The sequence below is a fragment of the Chitinophaga japonensis genome (genome assembly GCF_007830125.1).
GTDB classification, from domain to species: Bacteria; Bacteroidota; Bacteroidia; order Chitinophagales; family Chitinophagaceae; genus Chitinophaga; species Chitinophaga japonensis.
In genome coordinates this window covers 925355-946775 of the sequence record NZ_VLLG01000003.1, presented here as the reverse complement: position 1 = coordinate 946775, position 21421 = coordinate 925355, and the positions used below count along the sequence as shown (strand labels likewise).

At 55.3% G+C, this 21421-nt stretch carries 18 protein-coding genes; 7 read left to right on the top strand and 11 right to left on the bottom strand.

Going from position 1 to position 21421, the window contains the following annotated elements:
* From hutG to LX66_RS12850, 6 genes are all read right to left on the bottom strand, one after another.
* Nucleotides 1–990, bottom strand: a complete 990-nt coding sequence (gene hutG / locus LX66_RS12875) for a formimidoylglutamase (RefSeq protein ID WP_158642622.1) — start codon at nt 988–990, stop codon at nt 1–3.
* Nucleotides 987–2210, bottom strand: a complete 1224-nt coding sequence (hutI, locus tag LX66_RS12870; RefSeq protein WP_145714014.1) for an imidazolonepropionase — start codon at nt 2208–2210, stop codon at nt 987–989. Before hutI ends, hutG begins: the two co-directional genes overlap by 4 nt.
* 14 nt (nt 2211–2224) lie before the next feature.
* Nucleotides 2225–3901: a urocanate hydratase gene (gene hutU / locus LX66_RS12865; RefSeq protein WP_145714011.1), complete on the bottom strand. Its 1677-nt coding sequence runs from the start codon at nt 3899–3901 to the stop codon at nt 2225–2227.
* Nucleotides 3879–5447 carry a histidine ammonia-lyase gene (gene hutH / locus LX66_RS12860; RefSeq protein ID WP_145714008.1) on the bottom strand — a complete coding sequence of 523 codons (1569 nt, stop codon included), beginning with the start codon at nt 5445–5447 and terminating at the stop codon, nt 3879–3881. Before hutH ends, hutU begins: the two co-directional genes overlap by 23 nt.
* Before the next feature lie 19 nt (nt 5448–5466).
* Nucleotides 5467–5973, bottom strand: a complete 507-nt coding sequence (locus LX66_RS12855; protein ID WP_145714005.1) for a MarR family winged helix-turn-helix transcriptional regulator — start codon at nt 5971–5973, stop codon at nt 5467–5469.
* Nucleotides 5974–6059: 86 nt separating this feature from the next.
* A complete protein-coding gene (locus tag LX66_RS12850; protein ID WP_145714002.1) occupies nt 6060–6449 on the bottom strand; it encodes an SET domain-containing protein in 390 nt (129 codons plus the stop codon).
* Nucleotides 6450–6577: 128 nt separating this feature from the next.
* Between LX66_RS12850 and LX66_RS12845 the strand changes: the two genes are divergently transcribed.
* The 3 genes from LX66_RS12845 to LX66_RS12835 all read left to right on the top strand — a co-directional run bounded on the left by LX66_RS12845 (nt 6578) and on the right by LX66_RS12835 (nt 9795).
* Nucleotides 6578–7447 carry a bestrophin family protein gene (locus LX66_RS12845; RefSeq protein ID WP_145713999.1) on the top strand — a complete coding sequence of 290 codons (870 nt, stop codon included), beginning with the start codon at nt 6578–6580 and terminating at the stop codon, nt 7445–7447.
* A 41-nt stretch (nt 7448–7488) separates the two neighbouring features.
* Nucleotides 7489–8865 carry a magnesium transporter gene (mgtE, locus tag LX66_RS12840; protein WP_145713996.1) on the top strand — a complete coding sequence of 459 codons (1377 nt, stop codon included), beginning with the start codon at nt 7489–7491 and terminating at the stop codon, nt 8863–8865.
* A 138-nt stretch (nt 8866–9003) separates the two neighbouring features.
* Nucleotides 9004–9795 carry a DUF899 domain-containing protein gene (locus tag LX66_RS12835; RefSeq protein ID WP_145713993.1) on the top strand — a complete coding sequence of 264 codons (792 nt, stop codon included), beginning with the start codon at nt 9004–9006 and terminating at the stop codon, nt 9793–9795.
* A 5-nt stretch (nt 9796–9800) separates the two neighbouring features.
* On the opposite strand, the gene LX66_RS12830 is transcribed toward LX66_RS12835, so the two are convergent.
* On the bottom strand, nt 9801–10334 hold the full coding sequence (locus LX66_RS12830; protein ID WP_145713990.1) for a histidine phosphatase family protein: 534 nt from the start codon (nt 10332–10334) through the stop codon (nt 9801–9803).
* 47 nt (nt 10335–10381) lie between these two features.
* On the opposite strand from LX66_RS12830, the gene LX66_RS12825 reads away from it, so the two are divergent.
* From LX66_RS12825 to LX66_RS12810, 4 genes are all read left to right on the top strand, one after another.
* Nucleotides 10382–12751 (top strand): S9 family peptidase, encoded by a 2370-nt coding sequence (locus LX66_RS12825; protein ID WP_145713987.1) that lies wholly within the window; start codon nt 10382–10384, stop codon nt 12749–12751.
* 48 nt (nt 12752–12799) lie between these two features.
* Nucleotides 12800–14635, top strand: a complete 1836-nt coding sequence (glmS, locus tag LX66_RS12820) for a glutamine--fructose-6-phosphate transaminase (isomerizing) (RefSeq protein WP_145713984.1) — start codon at nt 12800–12802, stop codon at nt 14633–14635.
* Between the two features lie 118 nt (nt 14636–14753).
* Entirely contained in the window at nt 14754–16970 is a 2217-nt protein-coding gene (locus LX66_RS12815) for a DUF4954 family protein (RefSeq protein ID WP_145713980.1), read from the top strand.
* Nucleotides 16971–17067: 97 nt separating this feature from the next.
* Nucleotides 17068–17637, top strand: coding sequence for a DNA-3-methyladenine glycosylase I (locus tag LX66_RS12810; protein WP_145713977.1), 570 nt, complete (start codon nt 17068–17070; stop codon nt 17635–17637).
* 91 nt (nt 17638–17728) lie between these two features.
* Here LX66_RS12810 and LX66_RS12805 read toward each other — a convergent pair whose 3' ends face one another.
* The 4 genes from LX66_RS12805 to fucP form a co-directional block, all read right to left on the bottom strand.
* Entirely contained in the window at nt 17729–18091 is a 363-nt protein-coding gene (locus tag LX66_RS12805; RefSeq protein ID WP_211366190.1) for a septal ring lytic transglycosylase RlpA family protein, read from the bottom strand.
* 189 nt (nt 18092–18280) lie between these two features.
* Entirely contained in the window at nt 18281–19342 is a 1062-nt protein-coding gene (locus tag LX66_RS12800; RefSeq protein ID WP_244620386.1) for a cytochrome-c peroxidase, read from the bottom strand.
* On the bottom strand, nt 19339–20106 hold the full coding sequence (locus tag LX66_RS12795) for an MbnP family protein (RefSeq protein ID WP_145713972.1): 768 nt from the start codon (nt 20104–20106) through the stop codon (nt 19339–19341). Before LX66_RS12795 ends, LX66_RS12800 begins: the two co-directional genes overlap by 4 nt.
* Nucleotides 20107–20173: 67 nt before the next feature.
* Nucleotides 20174–21418: an L-fucose:H+ symporter permease gene (gene fucP, locus LX66_RS12790; protein WP_145713969.1), complete on the bottom strand. Its 1245-nt coding sequence runs from the start codon at nt 21416–21418 to the stop codon at nt 20174–20176.
* Nucleotides 21419–21421 lie beyond the last annotated feature (3 nt).

The window sequence follows — 21421 nt, the reverse complement described above, 5'->3', positions numbered from 1 at the left end:
CTACCCCAACCGGTGCATCACTGCTTCGAATATCAATGCAGCGCCCAGCTTCGCAGTGCGGTTATCCATATCCAGCGCCGGGTTCAGCTCTGCAATGTCTATCCCCGCTACCTGGCCGCTTCGTAATATCCTACGGTACACCTCCATAAATACACCGCCCGGCAAAATGCCGTTGGCGGCAGCAGCGCTTACGCCGGGGGCAAACGGCCCAGCAAACACATCCAGGTCTATAGTGAGGTATAAGGGTGCGGTTTGCTGTAACAACTGATCGATAGCTGCGTTCAGCGCCGTGCTGTCCTGCCGGTGAAAGGCATCGGCAGGCAAGTGCTGTACGCCCAACTCGCCGGCTATACGAAACAGTTGTGCCGTGTTGCTGTGTTGCTGTATGCCCAGGGCCAGGTAGTGAAAAGGCCGGTGTTGCTGCCGGCAGTCCTGCGCCAGTTGCCAGAAACCGGTGCCGGAACTGGGGCCTTCCGGGCCGGGTATGCGCAGGTCAAAATGCGCGTCAAAATTCACCAGGCCTAACGCCTGCTGTTGAAAGAACCGGTAGATACCACGGGCATGACCATACGTAATTTCATGTCCGCCACCCAGCAGCAGGGGCAGGTAACCGGCCTGCAGCACCCGCTGCACGGCTTCGCTCAGCGCCTCCTGGGCTGCTTCCAGGTTTTGATCCGGGCAGATAATATCGCCGCCGTCCAGCAGTAGCTGCTGCGCGGGGAAATGCACCGGCCAGTTGGCGCAGGCGCGGCGCAGCGCCGCCGGCCCCTGTGCAGCACCGGTTCTGCCCTTGTTGCGCCGCACGCCCTCATCGCAGGCAAAGCCCAGCAATACCACGCCCTGCTGCGATGGCCGGAGCACCGGCAGCGCTTCCTCCGGCAGGTACACCGGCTGTACGCGCTGGTGCCACCGCTGCACTTCGGACCCGGAGCCGTCTATCCTGCCCGTCCATACGCCATCAGCCGCAGGCTGGTAATATTTTGTGTTCATATAAGCACGCCTTTCTTCCATACCATTTCCGGTTTCATCCTGCCCTGGTAATAGAGTATCTCCCGGTAGTCGGCACAGGGATAGGCCTGCAGGTCTGCCGCATGCCCCGGCCCCAGGTGGCCGGCATTGCGCAGTTGCAGGGCGGGAGCAGCTCTTACAGTCAGGGCGGCCAGGGTTTCCGCCATGGTCAGCTTCTCTGCGGCGCCCATTACGGCTGCCTGCAGCAGCAGGTCGCCCATGGGCGCAGAGCCGGGGTTCCAGTCGCTGGCAATGACCAGGCTGGCGCCCGCATCCAGCAGGCGGCGGGCCGGTGCGTAAGGCATGCCCAGTCCCAGGGAAGCGCCGGGCAGCACCACCGCCGTTGTGCCGGACTTTGCCAGCAGCGCTATCTGCGCTTCGGTGCTGGCCTCCAGGTGATCGGCCGACAGTGCACCGGCCTTCACCGCTACCTCACTGCCGCCGGCGCTGAACTGGTCTGCATGCACGGTAGCGGCAAACCCCATGCCCATGGCCTTTTCCAGGAAACGGAGGGCGGCTGCCGGCGTAAAGGCGGTTGCTTCCACGAAAATGTCCACCCGCCGGGCCAGTTGTTCCGCCTGCACCACCGGCAGCAGCTCCGCAATGATCCAGTGGAGATAATCGTTTTCCGTGCCGTTAAAATCCTTTGGCAGCATGTGCGCGGCCAGGCAGGTAGGCACCAGTGTGGCCGGCGTGTGCAGCGATGCGCTTTGTATGGCCTGCAGCATCTTCATCTCGTTCACCATATCCAGGCCGTAGCCGCTCTTCACTTCCATGGTAGTAACGCCCTCCCGCAGGTGCTGGTTGGCGCGCGCCACGGTATTTTCCGCCAGGGTAACGTCGTCGGCTGCACGTGTTTTGGTAACGGTGTCCCAGATGCCGCCGCCGGCCCGCGCTATTTCCAGGTAGCTCTGGCCGGCAATGCGCAGGGCATAGTCACGGCTGCGGTTGCCATCAAAACAGATGTGCGTATGGCAGTCAATGAATCCCGGCAGCAGCACCATCGGCCGGTCAATAAAATGCACCTCGCACTGCGGGTATTGTACGCGCAGGGAAGCAAAACGGCCCATGGTAACAATGGCCCCGTCTGTAACAATAATGCCGCCCTTTTCAATGACCGGCAACTGCTCATCACGCAGGGGCCCTTTCAGGGGCAGCCCGTTCATTGGCAGTATCTGGGAAAAAGGTCCGATCAATAACATTGCTTAAACAATTGTTAGTAGTTAGCTTTTATCCTCAATCCGTCCATAAACTCCTGCGCCTGCTCATAACCGGCATCTGCATGCCGGAAAATGCCCATGGCCGGGTCATTGAACAGTACTCTTTTAAGGCATTCCGCTGCGCGGTCCGTACCATCGGCCAGCACTACCATACCGGCATGCTGGGAGTAGCCCATGCCTACCCCGCCGCCATGGTGAAAGGACACCCAGGTAGCGCCACCGGCCGTATTGCTCATCAGGTTCAGCAGCGGCCAGTCGGATACCGCATCTGATCCGTCTTTCATGGCCTCCGTTTCCCGGTTGGGGGAGGCTACGGACCCGCAGTCCAGGTGGTCTCTCCCGATTACGATGGGCGCTTTTACCTTGCCACTGCGCACCAGTTCATTAAAGATCAGGCCCGCTTTTTCCCGCTCGCCCATACCCAGCCAGCAAATGCGGGCCGGCAGACCCTGGAAGGCAATCTTCTGCTGCGCCTGCTGCAGCCAGTTGATCAGCGCCGTGTTCTCAGGAAATGCTTCCATCAGCGCCCGGTCCGTGGTATAGATATCCTCCGGGTCGCCGGACAGGGCTACCCATCGGAATGGTCCTTTCCCTTCACAGAACAGCGGGCGTATATACGCCGGCGTGAAGCCCGGGAAATTAAACGCGTTGGGCTCGCCACCCTGCTTCGCAAACTCCCGCAGGTTGTTGCCATAATCAAAGGTAACCGCGCCGCGCTCCTGCAGTTGCAGCATATAGCCCACATGCCGGGCCATGCTTTTGAAGGCCCGCTGCTGGTAGGCGGCCGGATCGCTTTTACGCAGCGCCGCCGCTTCCTCCAGGGACAGCCCGTTGGGTATATAGCCGTTCACCGGGTCATGCGCGGAGGTCTGGTCTGTCAGTATATCCGGTATGATATTATCCTGCAATAATCTTTCCAGCAGGTCGCCTGCATCGCTCACCAGTCCTACGGACAGCGCCTCTCCTTTTGCTTTGGCGGCGGTGATCCATTGTATGGCTTCCTCGTAGGAGTGCGTCATGCGGTCAATGTAGCGGGTGTCTATCCTTTTCTGTATGCGGGCCGGGTCCACATCCGCGCCCAGGAACACCGCACCGGCCATGGTAGCGGCCAGGGGCTGTGCGCCGCCCATACCTCCGAGGCCGGCCGTTACCAGCAGGCGGCCCTGCAGGTTCCCGTTAAAATGCTGGCGCCCGCATTCCACAAAGGTTTCGTAGGTGCCCTGTAAAATGCCTTGTGTACCAATGTATATCCAGCTACCGGCGGTCATTTGGCCGAACATCATCAGGCCTTTTGCGCGTAGCTCGTTGAAATGCTCCCAGGTGGCCCATTTGGGCACCAGGTTACTGTTGGCCAGCAGCACGCGCGGGGCCTGTGGGTGCGTGCGCACAATGCCTGCGGGCTTGCCGGACTGCACCAGCAGGGAATGTTCTTCATCCAGTTCCAGCAGCAGCTCAATAATGCGCTGCAGGGCCTCCCGGTTCCTGGCCGCCTGCCCGATGCCGCCGTACACTACCAGCTCAGCGGGGTTTTCGGCTACTTCATGGTCAAGGTTGTTCAGCAGCATGCGCAGCGGGGCTTCCGTCTGCCAGCTCCTGGCATGCAGTTGCGCGCCCCGGGGCGCTTTGTAATGCGGGTGCGCCGCGTAGGTATTAATAAAGTCCGAACTGGTCATGGTGAATGCCGTTTAAAGGTAAATGATGAGCGCCGGCCGTTTCATTGGCCAGGCGAACAAGCGATTGGTCTGTAACGATGGCATGCAGCGCCCGGATGTCAGTGGCAAACACCCGGTCTTTCCGTGCAAAGGATACCTGCTCCCGCGCATAGGCGTGGCAGGCTTCCAGGATAGGGCCGGACTTCAGCGGGCGGCGGAAATCCACGGCCTGCGCGGCATACAGCAGCTCAATGGCCAGTATGTATTCCAGGTTGCCGATCACCTGGTTCAGCTTGCGGCCGCTGATGGAGCCCATGGACACATGGTCCTCCTGCCCCAGCGAGGTGGGCACGCTGTCGGCGCTGGCCGGGAAGCAAAGCGTTTTGTTCTCCGTTACCAGCGCAGCGGTAGTGTATTGCGGCACCATAAATCCGGAGTTAAGGCCGGCATCTTCTATCAGCAGTTTGGGCAAGCCGTAGCGGCCTTCTATCATCATGTAGCAGCGGCGGTCGGAGATGTTGCCCAGCTCCGCAGCCGCTATGGTGGCATAGTCCAACGGCAGGGCCATGGGCTGCCCGTGAAAGTTGCCCCCGCTGATGGTATCCTCCGCGTTGAAGATGATGGGGTTGTCCGTTACCGCGTTCAGCTCGATGGTGGTCAGCTCCATGAGGTGCTGCCAGGCGGTGCGGGATGCGCCGTGCACCTGCGGAATGCAGCGCAGGGAGTAAGGGTCCTGTACGCGGCCGCAGTCCACGTGCGAAGCCATGATCTCCGAGCCATCCAGCAGCAGTTTTAAACGGTGCGCCACCAACTGGTTGCCGGGAAAAGGACGGATAGCATGCAGGCGCGGGTCAAAAGGCTTGGCCGTACCCATCAGGCCTTCCAGCGAAAGCGCAGCGATGATGTCCGCGGCCTCCAGCGCATTGTGCAGGCGCTGCAGGGCCTTTACCGCAAACGCCAGTATGAACTGTGTGCCATTGATCAGCGCCAGCCCTTCCTTTGGCCCCAGCACTACGGGCTCCAGGCCTTCCTGCTGCAGCATGGCGGCCGCCGGCGTTACCTTTCCCTTATACCACACTTCTCCCAGCCCTATCAACGGCAGGAACAGGTGCGACAGCGGCGCCAGGTCGCCGGAAGCGCCTACGGAGCCTTTTTCCGGCACCAGGGGCGTAATGCCCTGCTCAATATGCCAGGTAATGCGCTCCAGGGTGGCGGGTGCAATACCGGAATAGCCCTGCGCCAGGGCCTGCACTTTGGCGATCAGCATGATGCGCGCCGTTTCCTCCGGGATACTATCGCCTACGCCTACACTGTGGCTTTGCAGGATGTTGTACTGCAAGGCCCGGGTATCCTCCTCGGATATCTTGGTATCGCATAAGGGGCCGAAGCCCGTGTTAATGCCGTATACCGTGGTGTGCCGGGCTACAATGGCCTGCACATGGTCATAGCTGGCCTTTATCCTGGCGGTAACTTCCGGTGTGACGACCGCGCGGGTACGGCCGGCCGCTATATCCAGCGCACGGCCTACCGTTAGCTGATCTATACCGTATCTGAAAGCTTCGCTCATTTTGGTGTATGTTTTTGTTTTATGGATGGATGGGTTGATGATGACCGGGCAAGCGGGCGGATACGCGTTCGGACAGCGGCGCGGCCTGCATAGCCTGTTCCACCTGCCCGATGGCCTCCAGCACCTGCCGGCTTTGCTTATGCGCAGCTACCATTTCCGTCATGGCGGCAGTAATGGCGTCCCAGATGGGCTGCACCCGGTGTAGCAGGTCCTCACCTTTTTTGCTGAGCATCACCAGTTGCCGGCGCCCGTCTTCCGGGCAGGGCGCTGTTTTCACCAGGTCCTTTTTGCGCAGGCCGGTCACTAACTGGCTGATGGCCGAGTGGGACACTTCCAGCGCATCGGCAATGTCTATTAAAGACATGGGCTGCTGCTGTGACAGCAAATAGAATACCGGGAACCAACTGGCTTCAAAGGGAATACCGGCCTGTTCATACACTTTGTTCACCTCCGCCAGGAAGTATTCGCTCAACCTGCGCAGGCGGCTGCCGAAAACCAGGAAACCGAGTGAGTGGTAAAAGGACATTGTTAATTATATAAGTACTTATACATTTATTTACAAATTTAGGGAAATTATCATTCCGGCAAAAAAGCCGGGTATGGATAACTCCCCTACTTTCTCTTTACATCAAACCATACCGGTGATGTATCGGTCACCTCGCCATTGTAGTTGATGCTCAGCTCCTCCCCCTTCCTGATTTCACGGCGGGTCTTGATGCTCATGGTGTCCGCTTCAAAATCCATTTCATACTCGCAGTTGGGATCGTAGGAGTGATTGTAAATAGAACAAAAGCCCAGCGCCACGCAGGAGCGGGTTTCCCTTACGCCCCACAGGAAAATGTAGTTGTGCAGCTTGGTTTTGTCCACTATCTCCGTATCATCATACGACAATACAATTACCGGGGATACTTCAATTAACGTTCCGGCAGGTATTTTCTCTTTCGTAAATACTCCTCTGCCCTTTCTCTTTGTCTTATCGACGTATAAGTACGGCTTGATCATAGCGCTCGCCTTGGTATAAATTAAGAAGCGTAAAATAAAGGTAAAGCAACAAGTTATCAAAATCAGGCGTAAAAATTTTAGGTTTGCGCCCGGAAAAGGATATTTTACCGGCCTATAACTTTCAATACATGATCAACTACAATCCGAAGGAATGGTTCACCTTTATATTCCGGATCCATAAGGCAGATACCGTCAGGAAGCTGTTCCCCATGTTCATCGGGCTGAGCGTGTATGCCGGCATCATTGGCATGCTGGAGCTGGAGGTATGGAACCTGCGGCGGTATACGGAGCTGCAGCACCTGTCCATCGTGCACAGCCTGCTGGGCTTCGTGATCTCCCTGTTGCTGGTGTTCCGCACCAATACGGCGTATGACCGTTGGTGGGAGGGCCGCAAGCAATGGGGCGCCATGGTGAACAACTGCCGCAACCTGGCCATGAAGATCGAAGCCATACTGCCGGCCGGGAATGAAGCGGACCGGCTTTTCTTCCGGCACATGATCCCCAACTATGCCTTTTGCCTGAAAAATCATTTACGCGGCACCTTTGTGCCGGAAGAGCTGGCGCCCGTGCAGGAATTTGCGCCCGATATCCAGCAGCACGTGCCCAACCAGGCGGCTGCCCTTTTACTGCGGCGCGTGCATGAGCTGTACCGCCGGCAGCAGATCAGCGGCGACCAACTGATCACCATCAACCAGGAGCTGCAGGCCCTCACGGATATCTGCGGCGCCTGCGAGCGCATCAAAAACACGCCCATCCCGTTTTCCTACAGCGTGTTCCTGAAAAAATTCATTTTCTTTTACGTCATGACCCTGCCTTTCGGCTATGTGTTCAGCGTAGGTTACCTGATCATCCCCATGGTGGTGTTCATATTCTATGTGCTGGCCAGCCTGGAGCTGATAGCGGAAGAGATCGAGGACCCCTTCGGGAAAGACGCCAACGACCTGCCTACCGATACGATCTGTGAGAATATCCGGAAGCATGTAGCCGAAGTGTTATAGCAAACTTATTTGTTTATTTTCGTTCAGAGAGTCAATGGAATATGGAAAATGAAGCCTTACTGGAAAAATTCGGCATGTTGGCCAATGAGCGCAACTACCAGGAGCTGCGGGTGTACCTGGACGATCAGCTTATTACCGACATCGCGGAGCTGATCTACGAGGACCCGGAGCAGGCAGACCTGATCATTACCCACCTTTCCATCAGCCGGGCCGCCGCCGCCTTCCGCATACTGGACTTTCCCCAGCAGGAGGAGGTGATCCGCAACCTGCCGGCCGCCAAGGTAGCAGAGCTGCTGAACGAGCTGCCGGCGGATGACCGCGCCGCCTTCCTGGGGGAGCTGCACAGCGAAGCCGTGAAAGAGCTGATCAAGCTGCTGACCCCTGAAGAGCGCCGCATCACCCTTTCGCTGCTGGGCTACCCTGAAACCAGCGTAGGCCGTATCATGACCCCGGACTACATTGCCGTACGGGAGGAATGGAGCGTAAAGCAGGTGCTGGATTACATCCGGGAGCATGGCAAGGACAGCGAAACCATTGACGTGATCTATGTGATCGATGAAAAAGGGAAGCTGCTGGACGACTTCCGGATACGGGAGTTCCTGCTGGTATCGCCGGACACCCAGGTGCATACCCTGATGGACGACCGCTTTGTGGCCCTGCATGCCAATGACGAGCAGGAAGAGGCCATACAGGTGTTCCGGGTAGAAAACCGTGTAGCCCTTCCCGTAATAGATGACCAGGGCATCCTGCTGGGTATTGTGACCATTGACGATATGCTGTGGATCGCCAATGAAGAACATACGGAAGACATCCAGAAGATAGGCGGTACCGAAGCGCTGGACGAGCCCTACCTGGACATGCCCCTGCTACGGCTGGTAAAAAAGCGGGTAGGCTGGCTGGTAGTATTGTTCATCGGTGAAATGCTGACCGCCACTGCCATGGGATTTTTCGAGGACGAAATTGCCAAGGCCGTGGTGCTGGCGCTGTTTGTACCGCTGATCATTTCCAGCGGGGGCAACAGCGGCTCGCAGGCCTCCACCCTGATCATACAGGCTATGGCCCTGGGCGAGATATCCATCAGCGACTGGTGGCGCGTGATGCGGCGGGAGATCCTTTCCGGCCTGATGCTGGGCGGCGTACTGGGCCTGATCGGCTTTGTGCGCATCCTGTTATGGAACTCCCTGTTCCATACCTATGGCGACCATACTTTCCTCATAGGCCTTACCGTTGGCATATCGCTGGTAGGCGTAGTGCTGTGGGGCACCCTTTCCGGCTCCATGCTGCCCCTGTTCCTGAAGAAGCTGGGCGCAGACCCGGCCACTTCCTCTGCTCCGTTTGTAGCCACTTTAGTGGACGTTACCGGCCTGCTGATCTACTTCTCCGTAGCCTATACGCTGATGCGGGGCGTGCTCCTTTAAGTAGAATTATTAATTATTAATTTATTTGTGTCCAAATCGGTCCACCCCAAAGTCTAATTTACACCCTCCCTGTTACAAACCGGGCCTTTACCTTTGTTTCACTGCCATTCCTCTTAAACTTCAAAAACAGTGAAAACCATGGAAAATCAAACGATCACGCACAAGACCGGCACTCGCGCCGAGTGGCTGAAGGCCCGGCTGGAACTGCTCGAAGCAGAAAAGGAGCTCACACGGCGCAGCGATGAACTGGCGCAACGCCGCCAGGAACTGCCATGGGTACCGGTCAGCAAGGAATACCGGTTTGATACCGATGAGGGGAGCGCCTCACTGGCGGACCTCTTCCGCGGACGCTCACAACTCCTCGTGTACCATTTTATGTTTGGCCCGGACTACACAGCAGGCTGCCCGTCCTGCTCGATGATCGCGGACGGCTTTAACGGTTTTGCCACTCACCTGGCCAACCATGATGTGATGCTCTGGGCAGTTTCACGCGCGCCGCTTGCCAAATTGCAGGGGTACAAACAGCGTATGGGCTGGACCTTTCCCTGGGCCTCCTCGCAGCCGGGCGATTTCAACTTCGACTTCAATGTATGGTTCACCCCCGAGCAACAGCAACAGGGAGACATTGAGTACAACTACAGGCGTGAACCGGGATTTGTGTGGCGCCCGGGCCAGCAGGGTGGCGGCCAGGGAGCGGAAAGCAAATTCGCTGCCATGTGCGGCACCGACACGCCTACTTATCACCGCGACCGGCCGGGCATGAGCGCGTTTGCGCTCCGGGACGGCGTAGTGTACCACACCTATTCCGCTTATGCCCGCGGGCTGGACAGCCTCTGGGGCGCCTACCAGTGGCTGGACCGCGCTCCCGGGGGACGCAACGAAACAGGCGGCGTATGGTGGCGGCGCCATGACGAATACGATAAGCGCTGACGGGATCAGTATTGCTGCAATCTCACCCGGGTTGAATCCCGGTGCTTATATAATATGAAGAGGTGGCCATAATCCTGGTCGCCGATGGAATCTACCGGCGGCTTTGCATCCAGCGCACGCATCATGGGCAGCAGCGTATTGCTGTGGCCTATGATCAGCAGGCGCTTGCCCCAGTCCCCGCGGCGGGTGATCTCGTATATCAGCGACTCACCCGTCGTATCAGGCATATAAAAAACCGTATCCAGGCGCAGTTGTGCCAGCAAAGGAGCGGCCGTTTGCACCGTTCTTTTGAAAGGAGTAAAATACACCTTCTGCAACCCCGAATCCTTCAGCAGCCGGTATAGCTTCTCCGCGCGCGCATGCCCCGCTTCCGTCAGCGTGGAATCCACTCCCCCGAACTTCTCGGCATGCCTTACCATGAAAAACGTACCGGTTAAAAAAGTGCTGTCTTCCGTCACCGGTAGTGGTTTCCGGGAAGGACCGCTCCCGCAGGAAACGAGCAGGAGCATGATGATGAAATTTCTGATGCCGGGTAGCATAGGATTATTTTCCTGTTTTTTTACTTTTAACAAAATAACACACTACCATGAGAAAATGGCTGCTACCCGCTATTATTTTATTGATATTTGACAATACCTATGCCCAGCAAGGCTCCCTGACCGTGGAAAAGATCATGCGCGACCCCAAATGGATCGGCACCTCGCCAGCGCATATTTTCTGGGGAACGGACAGCAAAACCCTTTACTTTAACTGGAACCCTGTATCCGCCCAGGACGACTCCCTGTATGCGGCGGCAGCAGACAGCGCCCGCCCCTACAAAACCGCCCCGCAGGAAAGGGCCTTGATACAGGCCCGCGCCAATGGCAGCTATAACCGGGATAAAACGGCCCTGGTTTATAGCTATAACGGTGATATCTATATGATGAACATTAGCAGCGGCACGGTAAAGCGCATTACCAGCACCACGGCATATGAAAGCAACCCGCAGTTCTGCTTCGGGGAAAAACAGGTCGTATACCAGCAGGAACAGAACCTCTACGCCTGGGACATTGCCGGTGGCACTACCCGGCAGCTTACCAGCTTCCAGCGGGGCAGCGCGCCCTCTGGCGAACCGGCTGCACTCAACAAACAGGAACAGTGGCTGCAAACCGAACAACTGCAACTAATGCAGGTATTGCGGGAGGCCAAAGCGCGCAGGGACAGCGCCAAAGCATTCAACGAAGCGCACAGGTCACAGCAACTGCGGGTATTGTACACCGGGGATAAAAACCATGATAATATCATCATCAGCCCGGACGGCCGCTTTATTACCTACCGCCTGTACACCGGTCCTACCGGTGTGCGCAGCACCCGCGTGCCTTCCTTTGTAACGGAGAGCGGCTTTACGGAAGAACTGGCCACCCGCACCAAAGTGGGCGCCGCGCAAGGCTCTTTTGAAAGCTTTGTATATGACCGGCAGCAGGATACCGTGCTGCCCATTGCTACGGATAAGATACCGGGCATTACCGATCAGCCGGACTACCTGGAAGGTTACAAACGGGCAGATAGCAATGGTACCAGGAAGCCCCGGCCGGTGGTCATACACGGTCCTTACTGGTCTGATGCCGGTACGCACGCCATCGTGGATATACGCTCCGAAGATAATAAAGACCGCTGGCTGATGCTGCTGGATGCGGCTACCGGGAAGCTGAAGCTGCTGAACCGGCAGCGGGACGAAGCCTGGATAGCCGGCCCCGGCATTGGCTGGAACAGCAGGACCCGCCTGGGCTGGATAGATGAAAATACCTGCTGGTACCAGTCGGAGGCCAGTGGTTACTCGCACATCTATACGACCCATGTAAATACCGGGCAAACCAAAGCCATTACCAGCGGACGGTACGAAGTGCTGGACGCGGAGCTGTCGCAGGATAAAAAATACTTCTATCTCGTTACCAACGAAACGGCCCCGGGTGAAAAACAATTGTACCGCATCCATGCAGACGGCAGCAACAAAGTACGCCTTACCCGACAGGCAGGCGCGCATGAAATGTTCCTGTCGCCGGACGAAAAGTGGATCGCCTACCGCTATTCCTACACCAACCAACCCTGGGAGCTATATATAATGCCCAATAAGCCCGGCGCACAACCGGTGCAGGTAACGCATAAAGCACAGTCCGGCGAATTCCGCTCCTATCCCTGGCGCGACCCGGAGGTGATCACCTTCAAAGCCCGCGATGGCGCGCCCGTACATGCCCGCATCTATATACCTGAGCCTGCTAAGAAGAACGGCGCGGCCGTGATATTTGTGCACGGGGCGGGCTACCTGCAGAACGCGCATAAATGGTGGAGCCTCTATTTCCGCGAATACATGTTTCACAATTTGCTGGCGGATAAAGGTTATATTGTGATGGATATAGACTACCGCGGCAGCGCCGGCTACGGCCGCGACTGGCGTACCGGCATTTACCGGCATATGGGCGGCAGGGACCTGGACGACCAGGTGGATGGCGCGCAATATCTCACAGCCCACTATGGTATTGACGGGAACCGCATCGGTATTTATGGCGGCAGCTACGGCGGCTTTATAACGCTGATGGCTATGTTCACCAAACCCGGTACATTTGCAGCAGGCGCCGCCCTGCGCTCTGTAACAGACTGGGCGCATTATAACCACGGGTACACCAGCAATATCCTGAATGAACCTTTCACGGACAGCATTGCGTACCGCCGCTCCTCGCCCATCTATTTTGCAGAAGGGCTGCGGGGACATCTGCTCATGTGCCACGGCATGGTGGATGTGAATGTGCACTTCCAGGATATAATAAGGCTTTCACAACGGCTGATAGAACTGGGCAAGCGCAACTGGGAGCTGGCCGTCTATCCTGTAGAAGATCACGGGTTCACACAACCCAGCAGTTGGACGGATGAATATAACCGGATATTAACTTTGTTCGATACGATCTTGCTTAAGAATTAAATTTTTATTAGCATATTGCATGCTAAACATCTACCAAAATTTAGCACCATGTGTGGAATAGTAGCTTATATAGGGCAACGCAATGCCTACCCCGTAGTATTAAAAGGGCTGAAAAGACTGGAGTACCGGGGATATGACAGCGCCGGCATTGCCATCATCAACCACGGCCTGCATGTATACAAAAAGAAAGGCAAAGTGGCCGGGCTGGAAGATTACCTGACCGGCAGGAACATGGAAAGCCATATCGCCATCGGGCACACCCGCTGGGCCACACATGGCGAGCCCTGCGACCGCAACTCCCACCCCCACACTTCCGGCGATGGCAAACTGGCCATGATCCACAACGGCATTATCGAGAACTATGCGCAACTAAAACAGGAGCTGCTGAACAAGGGCCATGTTTTCAGCAGCGATACCGATACGGAAGTACTGATCCATTTTATTGAAGAGATCCGGAACAGCAATCAATGTTCAGTAGAAGAAGCCGTGCGCATTGCGCTCAAAAGAGTGGTGGGCGCCTACGTGATCGTGATCGTGGATGAGGACAATCCCGATACGCTGATCGCCGCCCGCAAAGGGAGTCCGCTGGTAATAGGCGTAGGCAAAGGAGAGCACTTCCTTGCTTCGGATGCGTCGCCCATTGTAGAATACACCAAAGAGGTGGTATATGTAAATGACTACGAGATCGCCATTGTAAAAGCGGATGAGCTGATACTGAAGAATATTACCAACGAAAGGCAAACGCCCTACATACAGAAACTGGACATTGAGCTGACCGCTATTGAAAAAGGCGGCTACGACCACTTTATGCTCAAGGAAATATTTGAGCAGCCGCAGACCATTTTTGACAGCCTGCGCGGCCGCCTGGACGCAAAGAACGGGCAGCTAACGCTGGGGGGCATACGGGAATATGCCGATGTGCTGAAAAATGCCAACCGGATCATTATTGTAGCCTGCGGCACCTCCTGGCATGCCGGCCTGGTAGCCGAATACATGATAGAGGAGCTTTGCCGCATACCTGTAGAGGTGGAATATGCATCGGAGTTCCGCTACCGCAACCCGGTGGTAGGACCGGGCGATGTGATCATTGCCGTGTCGCAGTCCGGGGAAACAGCCGATACCCTGGTAGCCATGGAAAGCGCCAAACAAAAGGGCGCCATCATACTGGGCGTGTGCAACGTAGTAGGCTCCTCCATAGCCCGCCTCTCTCACGCCGGCGCCTATACGCATGCCGGGCCGGAAATAGGCGTGGCCAGCACCAAGGCTTTTACCGCCCAACTGGTGGTGCTGTGCCTTATTGGCTTAAAGGTGGCGAGCGAGAAAGGCACCATCACCCAGCAGCGCTTCCAGCACCTGCTAGACGAGCTGCAGGACATCCCGGAAAAAGTGGCTGCCACCCTGCAGCTCAATGACGCCGTAAAACAGGTAGCGGACAAATACAAGGACGCCCGGGACTTCCTGTACCTGGGCAGGGGCTACAACTTCCCCGTAGCGCTGGAAGGCGCGCTGAAGCTGAAAGAGATCTCCTACATACATGCAGAGGGTTACCCGGCGGCGGAAATGAAGCACGGGCCCATTGCCCTGGTGGATGAGCAGCTACCGGTGGTATTTGTGGCCACCCGCGACAGCTTTTATGAAAAGATCGTTTCCAACATACAGGAGATCAAAGCGCGTAAAGGAAAGGTGATTGCCATTGTTACGGAAGGCGACCAGATCATTCCCGGTATGGCCGACGATGTGATCGAAGTGCCGGAAGCAGATGAGCTGGTAGCACCGGTGATTTCCGTGATACCGCTGCAACTGCTGGCCTATCATATCGGCGTGCTGAAAGGATATGACGTGGACAAGCCCAGGAACCTGGCCAAGTCAGTGACGGTAGAATAACCTGAAGTAGGAAGTAAGATGTATGAAGTATGATGATTGACACTTGATATAACATTTGAAATACTTTATACATCCTACATCATACTTCATACATCTTACATCTTACATCATACCTCATATGAATGCGATACAGAAAAAACCCTTGACCCAACTGGGTTATAATTTCGTTGACGCGGCCTGGCTCCCCAAAGGGAAGGATGAATATTACCTGCGCGACCAGCAATGGGGCAAGCACAATGTATACCGCAAATTAAATGCGCAGGAGATAGAGATACTGGTAAGGAATGACAATACCTCTGATGACTGGAACTGCATTTTTGTAGCAGAGGAATTCAACCCGCAGCTCGTGCAGCACTGCCACTTCTTTGGCATGGTGCGCATCGGCAAGCTGGAGCCTTACTTCCTGGAGTTCCACAACCTGCGCCTGCCGGTGGGCCTGTACAACAGCACCATCTGCGCCTGTGATTTCGGGGACAATGTAGTGGTGCATAACGCGAATTTCCTTTCGCACTATATTATCGGTAATGAAGTGATCATTGCCAATGTAAATGAAATGGCCACCACCGATCATTCCAAGTTCGGCAACGGCATTATCAAGGACGGGGAGCAGGAGAACATCCGCATCTGGCTGGAGCTGTGCAACGAGAATGGCGGCCGCAGCGTCATGCCTTTTGACGGCATGCTGCCCGGCGATGCCTACCTCTGGACCCGCAACCGCGACGATGCCGCGCTGCAGCAGCAGTTCAAGGCATTTACCGAAAAGCAGTTTGATAAAAAGCGCGGCTACTATGGCATGGTAGGCGACCGCTCCGTGATCAAGAACTGCAAGATCATCAAGGATGTGACCATCGGCAGTGACGCTTACCTGAAAGGCGCCAACAAGCTCAAGAACCTGACCATTAACAGCATGGCCGGTGCGGCCTCGCAGATAGGCGAAGGCTGCGAGCTGGTGAACGGCATTATCGGCTACGGCTGCCGCGTGTTCTACGGCGTAAAAGCCGTGCGCTTTATAATGGCCTCCCACTCGCAACTGAAGTACGGCGCGCGCCTGATCAATTCCTACCTGGGCAACAATGCCACCATTTCCTGCTGCGAGGTGCTGAACTCCCTCATCTTCCCGGCGCATGAGCAGCACCATAACAACTCATTCCTCTGCGCCGCGCTGGTGATGGGGCAGAGCAACATGGCTGCCGGCGCCACCATCGGCTCCAACCATAATTCCCGCGGGGCCGACGGTGAAGTGATAGCCGGCCGTGGTTTCTGGCCCGGCCTGTGCGTAAGCCTGAAGCATAACTCGAAGTTTGCCTGCTTCACGCTCATCGCCAAAGGTAATTACATGCAGGAGCTGAACATTCCTGTTCCTTTCAGCCTGGTGCTGAACAGCGAGCATGATAATACCCTGAAGATCATGCCCGGCTACTGGTTCCTGCACAACATGTATGCGCTGGCCCGCAACTCCTGGAAGTACGTGGACCGTGATAAACGCACAGACAAGACCCAACTGATAGAATACGACTACCTGGCGCCGGACAGCGTGGAAGAAATGATCGCCTCCATGCCGCTGATGGAAACAGCCGTAGCCAAAGCCTGGTATGCGCTGCAGCCGGGGCAGAAGCCTGAAATGCCCGGCGAACCGGCGCTGCAGAAAAAAGGCCGGCAACTGTTGCTGCAGGAGCCTGAAGCGGTGGCCCGCCTGACCGTACTGGCCACCGATATGGAAAACAGCCAGCGAAAAGTGCAACTGCTGAAAGTGGACAAGGCCTACCCTCTTTTCCGCGAGCTGGTGGTGCTGTATGGCATCCGGAACCTGCTGACCCATATGGATGCCAGCGGCATCAATTCCTTTGCCAGCCTGCAGGCATTTGCCAGAACAGCTAAAAGAGGCCCCTGGATCAATGTAGGCGGCCAGCTCATGAAAGCAACTACCGTGGAAGAACTGAAAACACGGATCAAAAAAGGCAGGATCAACAGTTGGCCGCAAATGCATGAAGCTTATGTACAGATCGGGGAACAATACACGGCAGACAAGCTGCAACATGCCGTTGCCAGTATGCTGCACATCCAAGGCATCACCGCCAAAGAGCTGACACCGGCCGTTTTCAAGCATAACCTGCAACAATCCGTATATACATTGGGTTGGCTGACGGAAAGCATTTACCGCTCCCGGGAAAAGGATTACCAGAACCCCTACCGAAAAATGGCCTATGAAAACGAGGCGGAAATGGAAGCTGTTGTAGGAAAACTGGCGGACAACGGCTTTATCCAGGAAACGATCACGGAACTGAAAGCGTATAAAAGGAAAGTGAAGGAACTGCTGAAAAAGTGGGAGCTTTGATAAATTAATAATTAATAATGAAGAATTAATAATTTGTGGAACACGAGTGCTTCACTAAAACAATAATGCGCGTTATTATTAATTGCCAATTTGAAGTATGAACGAAAAGATCCGCTGCGAGTGGTCACTGAAAGACCAACTATATAAAGACTATCACGACCATGAATGGGGTGTGCCGCTGCATGATGATACCCGCCTGTTTGAGATGCTGAACCTGGAAGGTGCACAGGCAGGGCTTAGCTGGTATACGGTATTGACTAAACGGGAAAATTACCGCCGCGCTTTTGACAACTGGGATGCGAAAAAAATAGCGCGGTATACCGATAAAAAAATAGAAAAGCTGCTGCAGGACCCCGGCATCATACGCAACCGCCTGAAGATCCATGCCACGGTAGGCAATGCAAAAGCATTCCTGCAGGTACAAAAGGAATTTGGCAGCTTTGATCAGTACATCTGGCAGTTTGTAGGGCACCAGCCTATTGTTAATCACTTCCGCAGCTTGCGGGAAATACCGGCTAAAACGCCCGTGTCTGATGCCATGAGCAAAGACCTGCTGAAAAGAGGGTTCAAATTTGTAGGCTCCACGATCTGTTATGCCTTTATGCAGGCCACCGGCATGGTGGATGATCATATTGCTAGCTGCTGGAGAAAAATTAATAATGAATAATTAAGAATTAAGAATTAATAATACCAGTGACACCGGTGCTTCATTGGAACACCCGTGCTACGGAAATTATTAATTATTAACTGTTAATTAATTATATGGTCTCCACCCGTACACGGGTAAGGCCGCGCGTAAGAAAGCCCAGCTTGCGGGCAGCGGCTTTGGTAAGGTCTATTATGCGGGTATTTTCGCGGTGCAGGCGGTCTGTAATACGTACGATCACGGAGTGGCCATTGCGCAGGTTGGTTACTTTCACATAAGTGCCCAGGGGCAGGGTATTATGGGCAGCCGTCATTTTGCTGTTGCTGAATACCTCACCGTTGGCGGTCAAACGACCGTTGAACTTGTCTGCATAATAGCTGGCAACGCCGCGGGCGCCGGTTTCCTTTTTCTTTTCGGGGACAACAACAGTTACCTCGTCGCCGGTGTGCTCCCTACCTGCCTTTCCGGTCAGCATAGGGACTACCAGCAATAAGCCACTGCAGAGGCATATCACTGCAAATCTGATCCACTTAACTGTTTGCCTTTTCATCACGGCGCAAAATTACAAAAACTATGCTAGAAACGGGGCCAAACAGGTGTTATTTTAACACATTTGGAATAAATATATTAAAACACAATCAATATATAATTAGTAAAATACCCCTCACTCTATCAGTATCTCGCTTAATGCCTCGTTATTGATAAAGCCGGGGTCCGTGAGGGTGTTCAGGAACATATAGAGCGCCCTTTGTTCGGATTCCGAAAGGGGAATGCCATTCTTTACCAGCGGGTCCAGGGTATTGCTTTGCTCCACGCCGTGGTCGTACTGGGCAAATACCTGGTAAATGTCAAAAAAGCGGCCATCATGCATGTAGGGCGGACTTTTCAGCACATTCCGCAGGGAAGGCACCTTGAATTTCAGGTAGTCGGCCGTATTGCTGGTGATCTTCATCCGGCCCACATCATTCAGGGCGGGCAGGTACGGCAGGCCGTTATTGCGGTAGCTGAAATCCGTAAAAAAGGGCTCCTGGTGGCAGGCTGCGCATTTTTGCCGGAAAATGGTGTAGCCCGCCTGTTCCTCTGCTGTAAAAGCCACACCGGGAGCGCCCCGCATCACGCTGTCATATTTTGACCCGAAGGAAACCATAATGGCCATGAATTGTGTAAGGGCCCTGAAGAGGCGCTGGCTGGTGATCTCCTCCGTGCCGAACGCGGCCCTGAACATTTTGCGGTAATTGGCATCGGCCTGCAGGCGCTGCAGCAGGTTGGCCAGGTCCTCTCCCATTTCATTAGGATCGGTTATGGGTGTCAGCGGCTGTATTTCCAGGTTGTTCACCCCGCCGTCCCACATAAATTCCGTTTGCCAGATGAGATTGAACAATGTGGGTACAGAGCGGGTGCCAATACGGCCCTCAATGCCGTGCGACAATGCATGGTCAAAATGCCCGAAAGCCGCAAATTGCTGGTGGCAGAAGCCGCAGGAAATGGTACTATCGCGGGAAAGTTTTGGATCGTAAAACAGGTGCCGGCCCAGCGCAATGCCCTGCTTTGTCAGCGGGTTCTGTGAAAAATCATAGGCCGGGGACGGTATCTCTGCCGGCAGTTCCAGGGTATACGGCTCCGGCCCCTCCTCCTCCGGCGTTACCGCATCTTTGCGGCCGCAGGCTTCCGAACCGGCCAGCACCAGCACCAGGCAAAATATCGTTATGACATATACAGTTCTCAATCTGCTATTATACTGAACATATTCTTGTAATTATCCGCTATGGCCGCCGCCTGGGCGCCGGGCGTATGGATGGCCGGCAGGCTGGCAAAGCTCACCGCATTGGGCTGGAACCAGGCTTCCGCATCTGCCTGCAGGTGCAGGGCAGCTTCACTGTCCGCTGCCAGCTCCAGTGCCTGGGGAAAAGTGAGCGTTACCCGGCGCAGCGCGTTGTAAGCTCCTTTAAAACCGCCGATATGGTACTGGATGAGGTTGGCAGGCGCGGTGGATACCGGCGAAGTGCCTTCCAGCTTGGCCATGATGTAGCCACTGTTCCAGGTCCAGAACATGCCGTTCACCGGGTCCAGTGCGCCGGTTTGCGCGCCGCTTACATTTCGTACACTGTCTACCCCTACCAGAAAGGAAATGCCCTGGTAGTGGCCGGCCGGCAACTGCTGCAGCGTGATCGTTTTAGATTGGGCGCTGTCCTCGTTTACCAGGTAATATTCCGGCGGCAGCAGTTGCTCCTCTCCCGCCGTGTTGATCAACCCAAAATTGCTGATGTAATATTTGAAGGCGGTGATGTTATAGGATTCTCCTGCTGCATTGATATAAGTTTGCTCCCGCAGCACCATGGGCTGTCCATCCACAACGTTGGTAAAGGTCAGCAGCAGGGAAGCAGTTTGCGGAGGCGGAGCGCTGGATTTTGTACAAGCCAGGTTTCCGGATAGCAGGAGGAGGCAGAGGGCGGCGGCCGGTAGCCGCCAAATAAAATTCCGCAGCATCATCGCGTGGTTTTACAGCAGTAAATTACGATGATTTTGCGGAATAGTATGGTAATAATCTGTTATCGCGCTATTTTCGTCTGTAGCCCCTCCAGCCGTAGTAAAACACCACGGCAAAGCACAACAGCGGTACAATGTAGGACGTAGCAGTGGACCGTCCGTCTGCCACCAGGCCCATTACGTAAGGCACTACCGCGCCACCTACGATAGACATAATGATGAAAGCGCCGCCCTTCTTGGTATGTGCTCCCAGGTCCTTTACGCCCAGCGCAAAAATGGTGGGGAACATGATGGACATGAAGAAGAACACTGCCATTAACGCATATACGGAAAGCGCGCCTTTGCCCATCATTACGATGGCGCACAGCACCACGTTAATGACGGCATATAACGACAACAGTTTGTTGGGCGCCACCGTTTTCATGATAGCGGTGCCTACAAAACGGCCGGCAGTGAACAGCGCCAGGCTCACCGCCAGCAGGTACGCCGCTTTTTCACTGCTGGTGCCCTGCCAGTATTCCGTTACATAGTTGATGAACAGCGCGCCTACACCTACCTGTGCCGCTACATAGAAGAACTGCGCTATCACGCCCCACACGAAATGCGTATGTGCAAAAAGCGGTTTGGCTACCACCTGTTCAGCCCCTCCATCCTGTGGTGTTGATTCCTTGATCTCCGGTAACGCCGTTCTGTAAAAGAACAAGGCGATGAGCAGCACCACAACGCCTATCACGATGTAGGTCAACTGCACGGAAGCCAGGTCGCTGCTGCCTCCTTCCTCCTTTCCGCCAAAGAACAATGCCCCGCCAATGATAGGCCCCAGGAACGAGCCCACTCCGTTAAAGCACTGCGAAAGGTTCAGCCGGAATTCGGATGTTTCCCGGCTGCCCAATACCGTTACATAAGGGTTGGCCGCTGTTTCCAGGCAGGTAAGCCCGCTGGCCAGGATGAACAGGGCCAGCAGGAAAAATTCAAAGTTGGCGTAATGCGCAGACGGATAAAACAGGAAAGCCCCCACTGCATACAACAGCAACCCCAGTATGATCCCCCGCTTATAGCCATACTTATTCATGAACAACCCTGCCGGTAGCGCCATCAGGAAATACGCGCCAAAATAGGCCAGTTGCAGCAGGGTAGACCGGGTTTTGGTAATATTCAGCACTTCCTGGAAATGCTTGTTCAGCACATCCAGCAGGCCGTAAGCCAGCCCCCAAAGAAAGAACAGGCTGGTAACCAGTATGAAAGGGAACAGGTAACTTTTTTTGCTATCCGTTACAGCAGTAACGGAAGACGTGGAAACAGTGGCGCCGGCCATAGT

Coding starts and splice junctions, on each gene's coding strand:
- LX66_RS12810 (WP_145713977.1), top strand. CDS start 17,068: ATGAACGAAAAGATCCGCTGCGAGTGGTCACTGAAAGACCAACTATAT.
- hutU (WP_145714011.1), bottom strand. CDS start 3,901: ATGACCAGTTCGGACTTTATTAATACCTACGCGGCGCACCCGCATTAC.
- LX66_RS12815 (WP_145713980.1), top strand. CDS start 14,754: ATGAATGCGATACAGAAAAAACCCTTGACCCAACTGGGTTATAATTTC.
- LX66_RS12805 (WP_211366190.1), bottom strand. CDS start 18,091: ATGCTGACCGGAAAGGCAGGTAGGGAGCACACCGGCGACGAGGTAACT.
- LX66_RS12795 (WP_145713972.1), bottom strand. CDS start 20,106: ATGATGCTGCGGAATTTTATTTGGCGGCTACCGGCCGCCGCCCTCTGC.
- LX66_RS12830 (WP_145713990.1), bottom strand. CDS start 10,334: ATGCTACCCGGCATCAGAAATTTCATCATCATGCTCCTGCTCGTTTCC.
- glmS (WP_145713984.1), top strand. CDS start 12,800: ATGTGTGGAATAGTAGCTTATATAGGGCAACGCAATGCCTACCCCGTA.
- LX66_RS12855 (WP_145714005.1), bottom strand. CDS start 5,973: ATGTCCTTTTACCACTCACTCGGTTTCCTGGTTTTCGGCAGCCGCCTG.
- hutI (WP_145714014.1), bottom strand. CDS start 2,210: ATGTTATTGATCGGACCTTTTTCCCAGATACTGCCAATGAACGGGCTG.
- hutG (WP_158642622.1), bottom strand. CDS start 990: ATGAACACAAAATATTACCAGCCTGCGGCTGATGGCGTATGGACGGGC.
- hutH (WP_145714008.1), bottom strand. CDS start 5,447: ATGAGCGAAGCTTTCAGATACGGTATAGATCAGCTAACGGTAGGCCGT.
- mgtE (WP_145713996.1), top strand. CDS start 7,489: ATGGAAAATGAAGCCTTACTGGAAAAATTCGGCATGTTGGCCAATGAG.
- LX66_RS12845 (WP_145713999.1), top strand. CDS start 6,578: ATGATCAACTACAATCCGAAGGAATGGTTCACCTTTATATTCCGGATC.
- LX66_RS12835 (WP_145713993.1), top strand. CDS start 9,004: ATGGAAAATCAAACGATCACGCACAAGACCGGCACTCGCGCCGAGTGG.
- LX66_RS12850 (WP_145714002.1), bottom strand. CDS start 6,449: ATGATCAAGCCGTACTTATACGTCGATAAGACAAAGAGAAAGGGCAGA.
- LX66_RS12825 (WP_145713987.1), top strand. CDS start 10,382: ATGAGAAAATGGCTGCTACCCGCTATTATTTTATTGATATTTGACAAT.
- fucP (WP_145713969.1), bottom strand. CDS start 21,418: ATGGCCGGCGCCACTGTTTCCACGTCTTCCGTTACTGCTGTAACGGAT.